General features: G+C 71.2%; 4 protein-coding genes. 3 read left to right on the forward strand and 1 reads right to left on the reverse strand.

Translation table 11 applies throughout. From position 1 onward, the window contains the following. Positions 1-79: 79 nt before the first annotated feature. Positions 80-1075, reverse strand: a complete 996-nt coding sequence (locus tag MET9862_RS28030; RefSeq protein ID WP_244612945.1) for a glycosyltransferase family 2 protein — start codon at positions 1073-1075, stop codon at positions 80-82. A gap of 473 nt (positions 1076-1548) precedes the next feature. Here MET9862_RS28030 and MET9862_RS28035 point away from each other — a divergent pair, with 473 nt between their 5' ends. The 3 genes from MET9862_RS28035 to fdhF are packed head-to-tail and all read left to right on the forward strand — an operon-like array spanning position 1549 to position 6672. Further along, entirely contained in the window at positions 1549-1869 is a 321-nt protein-coding gene (locus MET9862_RS28035) for a hypothetical protein (RefSeq protein WP_142586183.1), read from the forward strand. A 55-nt stretch (positions 1870-1924) separates the two neighbouring features. Further along, positions 1925-3643, forward strand: a complete 1719-nt coding sequence (locus MET9862_RS28040; RefSeq protein WP_142586184.1) for an NAD(P)H-dependent oxidoreductase subunit E — start codon at positions 1925-1927, stop codon at positions 3641-3643. Positions 3644-3699: 56 nt separating this feature from the next. Next, positions 3700-6672 carry a formate dehydrogenase subunit alpha gene (fdhF, locus tag MET9862_RS28045; RefSeq protein ID WP_142586185.1) on the forward strand — a complete coding sequence of 991 codons (2973 nt, stop codon included), beginning with the start codon at positions 3700-3702 and terminating at the stop codon, positions 6670-6672. Positions 6673-6736: the final 64 nt, after the last annotated feature.

Consider the following 6736-nt stretch of genomic DNA (forward strand, 5'->3'; position numbering starts at 1 on the left):
CTCGCAGCGCGCCGCCGCTTCTTTTTTTTAACGATCCGCCCACCCCCGCGCTCTACACGCTCTCCCGCCACGCCGCTCTTCAGATCTCCTGGGCGGCGAGCGGCAGGCCGGCGATCCGTCCGGCCTCGTCACCGGGGATCGCCAGGCCCCGCGCCCAGGCCCGGCTCGTCGCGAGCCGGCCCGAGGCGTGCAGGCGGCGCAGGCGCCGCCGCAGCCAGCAGCGCAGCATCAGCCGCGGCAGGCGCTCCATGCGCGCGTCGCAGAGGGCGTCGGGCTCCTCGCAGCGCGCCCGGATCGTGTCGGCGACGCCGCCGGGCGCGCGCCCGGTGAGGCGGGCCGAGATCGTCACCACCACGTCGCGCGGATGCCGGACCCGGAAGCCCTGCTGGAGCAGGGCGGCCACGAAGGCGCCGTCCTCGCCCAGCGGGATCTCCGGCATGCCGCCGACCTGCCGGTAGGCCTGGACACGCACGCCGAGCGAGGCGCCGATCGTGGTGCGGTGGCACGGCCAGGGATCGTGCGGATCGGGATCGAGGATGGTCTCGACCTCGGTGATCAGCGCGTCGTAGGCATCTTCCAGACGGCCCCGGGCGGGCAGCGAGGGCGGCAGGAGCGCGGCCTCCTCCGGCGCCAGCTCCACCCGGCCCGCGACCGCGTCGGCCCCGGCGTCGAGGGCGGCGAGATTGCGCGCGACCCAGTCCGGCGGCACCCGGCTGTCGGCATCGGTGGTCAGGATCGTCCCGGTGCCGGGGCCCGCCTCGATCCAGGCCGCGGCCTCGTCCATGGCGGCGCGGCGCGCCCAGCCCGCATGGGCCCCCGCATGGACGACAGTGAGGACGCGCAGGGCGATCGACAGGTCCGGCCGCAGGGCCTCGACGATCGCCTCGGTGCCGTCCGTACAGTTGTTCAGGAACAGCACCAGTCCGAGCCGGCCGGGCGCCAGTCCGCTCTGGGCGTCGATGGCCTTGATGCAGGCCGCGATGCGCTCGCACTCGTTGCGGACGGGCACGGCGATCACGACGTCGGGGCCCGTGCTCGGCACGGCCTCGGCGGTAGGGAGAGAGGTGGGGGACACGTGCGGCTCCGGTCGAATGGCAGAGCCTTGCATGCCGCTCGCCGAACACGGGATGAACGCGCTGCGGGCGCGCTGTCGCATCCGACGTCCCGTCGATCGGACCTGCCATCGCAGAGGGATGGCGGACCTCGTCGCCGTTCCAGCGCCGCCCTGAACCGGTTTCGTCCCGTCTCTCGCATCGGCCGAGCCCGGCCGGGTGCGGATCCGGGAAGCGCGATTCAGCGTGGCACCGCGTCTCAGTTTGTGGTATACCAAATAATCAATGGCGCGCCGTCGACCCGATCGGATCGGAACGGGGCGCCAACGCATTGACGGGACGAAGGTCCTGCTGTCGGACCGGTCTTTGACGCGATGTCTGGATCGATTTTAAGCTGGGCCATCGACGGAGCCGCTTGCGCGGCGCCGCCGCAAGGGAGCCGTCCGGGCCTTCGGGCCGGCAGAGGCGGACCGATACGACACGGGTGGAGCGCGCCATGACGGACGGCAATCCCCAAAGCGTCTCAGGAGACGGCGTCGATTGGGCCGGCCGCGTCGCGGAGGCCTACGCGGCCGAGGCTCGGCCGCCGCTGACGCCGGAACTCTCGGAGCGCGTGCGCGCCCATCTGAACGCAGCCCTCGCCGGGGCGGCGGACGACCTGGCGCGGATCGAGGCGCTCAACGCGGCGCTCGATGCCTTCGAGCTGGACCTGCGCGCGGTGGTCGGCCCGCGGGTCAAGGCTCTCGGGGCCGGCACGGTGGCGATGGAGCACCGCTCCGAGGCCGGTCAGCCCCTGCGCGCCTTCGGCGGCCAATGAGCCGGCCGAACGAAGCCCGCAACTCTTCTCGGACACGGACGGTCGGAACAGCGGCATGAGCGAAGCCAACCATCAGAACGTCCAGCGCTTCTCGCATCCGGGGCGCGGCCGCGATCGGGCGCGGCCCGTGCCGAAAGGGAGGCAGGTCGATCCGCGGGCCAAGGTCGAGATCGAGACGCTGCTCGGCGACCGCCCGCGCCGGCGCGACCTGCTGATCGAGCACCTGCACCTGATCCAGGACACCTACGGCCAGATCAGCGCGGCTCATCTCGCCGCCCTCGCCGACGAGATGCGCCTCGCCTTCGCGGAGGTGTTCGAGACGGCGACCTTCTACGCGCATTTCGACGTGGTGCGGGAGGGCGAGGCCGACATCCCCCGCCTGACGGTGCGGGTCTGCGACAGTATCACCTGCGCGATGTTCGGCTCGGAGAAGCTGCTCGAGACCCTGCAGACGGAGCTGACGGGAGAGGTCCGCGTCGTGCGCGCGCCCTGCGTCGGCCTCTGCGACCAGGCCCCGGCCGTCGAGGTCGGCCACAACTTCCTGCACCGCGCGGATGTGGCCGCCGTGAAGGCGGCGGTGGAGGCGGGCGACACGCACGCCCACATCCCGGCCTATACCGATTACGAGGCCTACCGGGCGCAGGGCGGCTACGCCACGCTGGAGCGGGTCCGCAGCGGCGAGCTCACGGTCGAGGCGGTGCTGGACCTGCTCGACGACGGCGGTCTGCGCGGCCTCGGCGGCGCCGGCTTCCCCACCGGGCGCAAGTGGCGCTCGGTGCGCGGCGAGCCCGGTCCGCGCCTGATGGCGGTCAACGGCGACGAGGGCGAGCCCGGCACCTTCAAGGATCAGCTCTACCTCAACACCGATCCGCACCGCTTCCTGGAGGGCATGCTGATCGGCGCCCACGTGGTCGAGGCGGCCGATATCTACATCTACCTGCGCGACGAGTACCCGATCGCCCGCGAGATCCTGACCCGCGAGATCGCCAGGCTCCCGGAGGGCGGCCCCCGCATCCATCTCCGCCGTGGGGCGGGCGCCTATATCTGCGGCGAGGAATCGTCGCTGATCGAATCGCTCGAGGGCAAGCGCGGCCTGCCGCGGCACAAGCCGCCCTTCCCCTTCCAGGTCGGCCTGTTCGACCGCCCGACCCTCATCAACAATGTTGAGACCCTGTTCTGGGTGCGCGACCTGATCGAGCGCGGCGCCGCCTGGTGGAAGAGCCATGGCCGCAACGGGCGCGTGGGCCTGCGCTCCTACTCGGTCTCGGGCCGCGTGAAGGAGCCGGGGGTGAAGCTCGCGCCCGCCGGCCTCACCATCCAGGAACTGATCGACGAATATTGCGGCGGCATGGCCGAGGGGCACGCCTTCGCGGCCTACCTGCCGGGCGGGGCGTCGGGCGGCATCCTGCCGGCGGCGATGAACGACATCCCGCTCGATTTCGGCACGCTCGAAAAATACGGCTGCTTCATCGGCTCGGCCGCGATCGTGGTCCTCTCGGACAGGGACGACGTGCGCGGCGCGGCGCTGAACCTGATGCGCTTCTTCGAGGACGAGTCCTGCGGCCAGTGCACGCCCTGCCGCTCGGGCACGCAGAAGGCGCGGATCCTGATGGAGCAGCCGGTCTGGGATACCGGCCTCCTCGCCGAGCTGTCCCAATGCATGCGCGACGCCTCGATCTGCGGGCTGGGCCAGGCCGCCTCGAACCCGCTCACCAGCGTCATCACCTACTTCCCGGACCTCTTCCCCGAACCGCGTCCGATCGCCGCCGAGTGATGGACGATGCGGATGCGTGGCACGATAGTTCCGGTATGCGTATTGGGAGCGGCAGAATGAACGACGGCCCCGATCTCCACGGCAAGGCGACGGACCGGACCGAGGTCCGGGCGCGGACGCGCCAGGATGCGGGCGGCGCCGCTCCGGAGGGGCGGCCGGGCGCGGGCGGCCCCTATTCGCAGGGCGCCAAGGCCGGTGGCCAGGCCTCGCCCGAGCCGAGCGGGCTTGTCGGCCTGACGGAGCGGCCCGCAGCGCCGCCGAGCATCGCGTTCGAGCTCGACGGCGAGACGGTCGAGGCGCGGCCGGGCGAGACCATCTGGGCGGTCGCCAAGCGCCTCGGCACCCACATCCCGCATCTCTGCCACAAGCCGGAGCCCGGCTACCGGCCGGACGGCAATTGCCGCGCCTGCATGGTCGAGATCGAGGGCGAGCGCGTGCTCGCGGCCTCCTGCAAGCGCACGCCCGCCATCGGCATGAAGGTGAAGACCGCCACCGAGCGCGCGGAGAAGGCCCGCGCCATGGTGATGGAATTGCTGGTGGCCGACCAGCCGGACCGGGCGACTTCGCACGATCCGACCTCGCATTTCTGGGCGCAGGCCGATTTCGTGGACATCGCCGCGAGCCGCTTTCCCGCGGCCGAGCGCTGGCAGGCCGACGCGAGCCATCCGGCCATGCGGGTGAACCTCGATGCCTGCATCCAGTGCAATCTCTGCGTCCGCGCCTGCCGCGAGGTCCAGGTCAACGACGTGATCGGCATGGCCTACCGCTCGGCCGGGTCCAAGGTGGTGTTCGACTTCGACGACCCGATGGGCGGCTCGACCTGCGTCGCCTGCGGCGAGTGCGTGCAGGCCTGTCCGACCGGGGCGCTGATGCCCTCGGCCTATCTCGACGCGAACGAGACCCGGGTCGTCTATCCCGACCGTGAGGTCGCCTCGCTCTGCCCCTATTGCGGTGTCGGCTGCCAGGTCTCCTACAAGGTCAAGGACGAGCGCATCGTCTATGCCGAGGGCCTGAACGGCCCGGCCAACCACAACCGGCTCTGCGTGAAGGGCCGCTTCGGCTTCGACTACGTGCACCATCCCCACCGGCTGACCAAGCCCCTGATCCGGCTCGACAACGCCCCGAAGGACGCGAACGACCAGGTCGATCCCGCCAACCCCTGGACGCATTTCCGCGAGGCCACCTGGGAGGAGGCCCTCGACCGCGCCGCGGCCGGGCTGCGGACGGTCCGCGACAGCCACGGCCCCAAGGCGCTCGCCGGCTTCGGCTCGGCCAAGGGCTCGAACGAGGAGGCCTATCTCTTCCAGAAGCTGGTCCGCCTCGGCTTCGGCTCCAACAACGTCGACCATTGCACCCGGCTCTGCCACGCCTCCTCTGTGGCGGCCCTGATGGAGGGGCTGAACTCGGGCGCCGTGACCGCGCCCTTCTCGGCGGCGCTCGATGCCGAGGTGATCATCGTCATCGGGGCCAACCCCACCGTGAACCACCCGGTCGCGGCGACCTTCCTCAAGAATGCGGTGAAGCAGCGCGGCGCCAAGCTGATCGTCATGGATCCGCGCCGGCAGGTGCTGTCCCGGCACGCCTACAGGCACCTCGCCTTCAAGCCGGGCTCGGACGTGGCGATGCTGAACGCGATGCTGAACGTCATCATCGAGGAGAAGCTCTACGACGAGCAGTACATCGCCGGGTACACCGAGAACTTCGAGGCGCTGCGGCAGAAGATCGTCGACTTCACGCCCGAGAAGATGGAGGCCGTCTGCGGCATCGAGGCCGCGACCCTGCGCGAGGTCGCGCGCCTCTACGCCCGGTCGAAGGCCTCGATCATCTTCTGGGGCATGGGTATCAGCCAGCACGTCCACGGCACCGACAACTCGCGCTGCCTGATCGCCCTGGCCCTCGTCACCGGCCAGATCGGACGGCCGGGCACGGGGCTGCACCCCCTGCGCGGCCAGAACAACGTGCAGGGCGCCTCCGATGCGGGCCTGATCCCGATGGTCTATCCGGACTACCAGTCCGTCGAGAAGGCGGCGGTGCGCGAGCTGTTCGAGGCGTTCTGGGGCCAGTCCCTCGATCCGAAGCGCGGGCTGACCGTGGTCGAGATCATGCGGGCGATCCATGCCGGCGAGATCCGCGGCATGTTCATCGAGGGCGAGAACCCGGCCATGTCGGATCCCGACCTCAACCACGCCCGGCACGCGCTGGCGATGCTCGACCATCTCGTCGTGCAGGACCTGTTCCTCACCGAGACGGCCTTCCACGCCGACGTGGTGCTGCCGGCCTCCGCCTTCGCCGAGAAGGCGGGCAGCTTCACCAACACGGACCGGCGCGTCCAGATCGCCCAGCCCGTCGTGCCGCCCCCGGGCGACGCGCGCCAGGATTGGTGGATCATCCAGGAACTCGCCCGGCGGATGGGGCTCGACTGGAGCTATGCCGGCCCGGCCGACGTGTTCGCCGAGATGGCGCAGGTCATGCCCTCGCTCGCCAACATCACCTGGGAGCGCCTGGAGCGCGAGGGCGCCGTGACCTACCCGGTCGACGCGCCCGACAAGCCGGGCAACGAGATCATCTTCTACGACGGCTTCCCGACCGAGAGCGGGCGCGCCAAGATCGTGCCGGCGGCGATCGTGCCCCCGGACGAGGTGCCCGACACCGAGTTCCCGATGGTGCTCTCGACCGGCCGGGTGCTGGAGCATTGGCATACGGGCTCGATGACCCGGCGCGCCGGCGTGCTCGACGCGCTGGAGCCCGAGGCGGTGGCCTTCCTGGCCCCGCGCGAGCTCTACCGCCTCGGCCTCGAGCCCGGCATGACGATGCGGCTCGAGACGCGGCGCGGCGCCGTCGAGGTGAAGGTCCGGTCCGACCGCGACGTTCCGGACGGCATGGTGTTCATGCCCTTCTGCTACGCGGAGGCCGCGGCCAACCTCCTCACCACCCCCGCCCTCGATCCGCTGGGCCTGATCCCCGAGTTCAAGTTCTGCGCGGCCCGGGTCTCGCCCGTCCGGGCCGCGCCGCCGATCGCCGCCGAGTGAGGCAGGCCTCCGCGGCCCTGACGCCGCTCGCGGAGGCGCTGGCCCTGCTCCTCGCCGAGGCCGC

The organism is Methylobacterium symbioticum (genome assembly GCF_902141845.1).
In the GTDB taxonomy this organism is placed as follows: Bacteria; Pseudomonadota; Alphaproteobacteria; order Rhizobiales; family Beijerinckiaceae; genus Methylobacterium; species Methylobacterium symbioticum.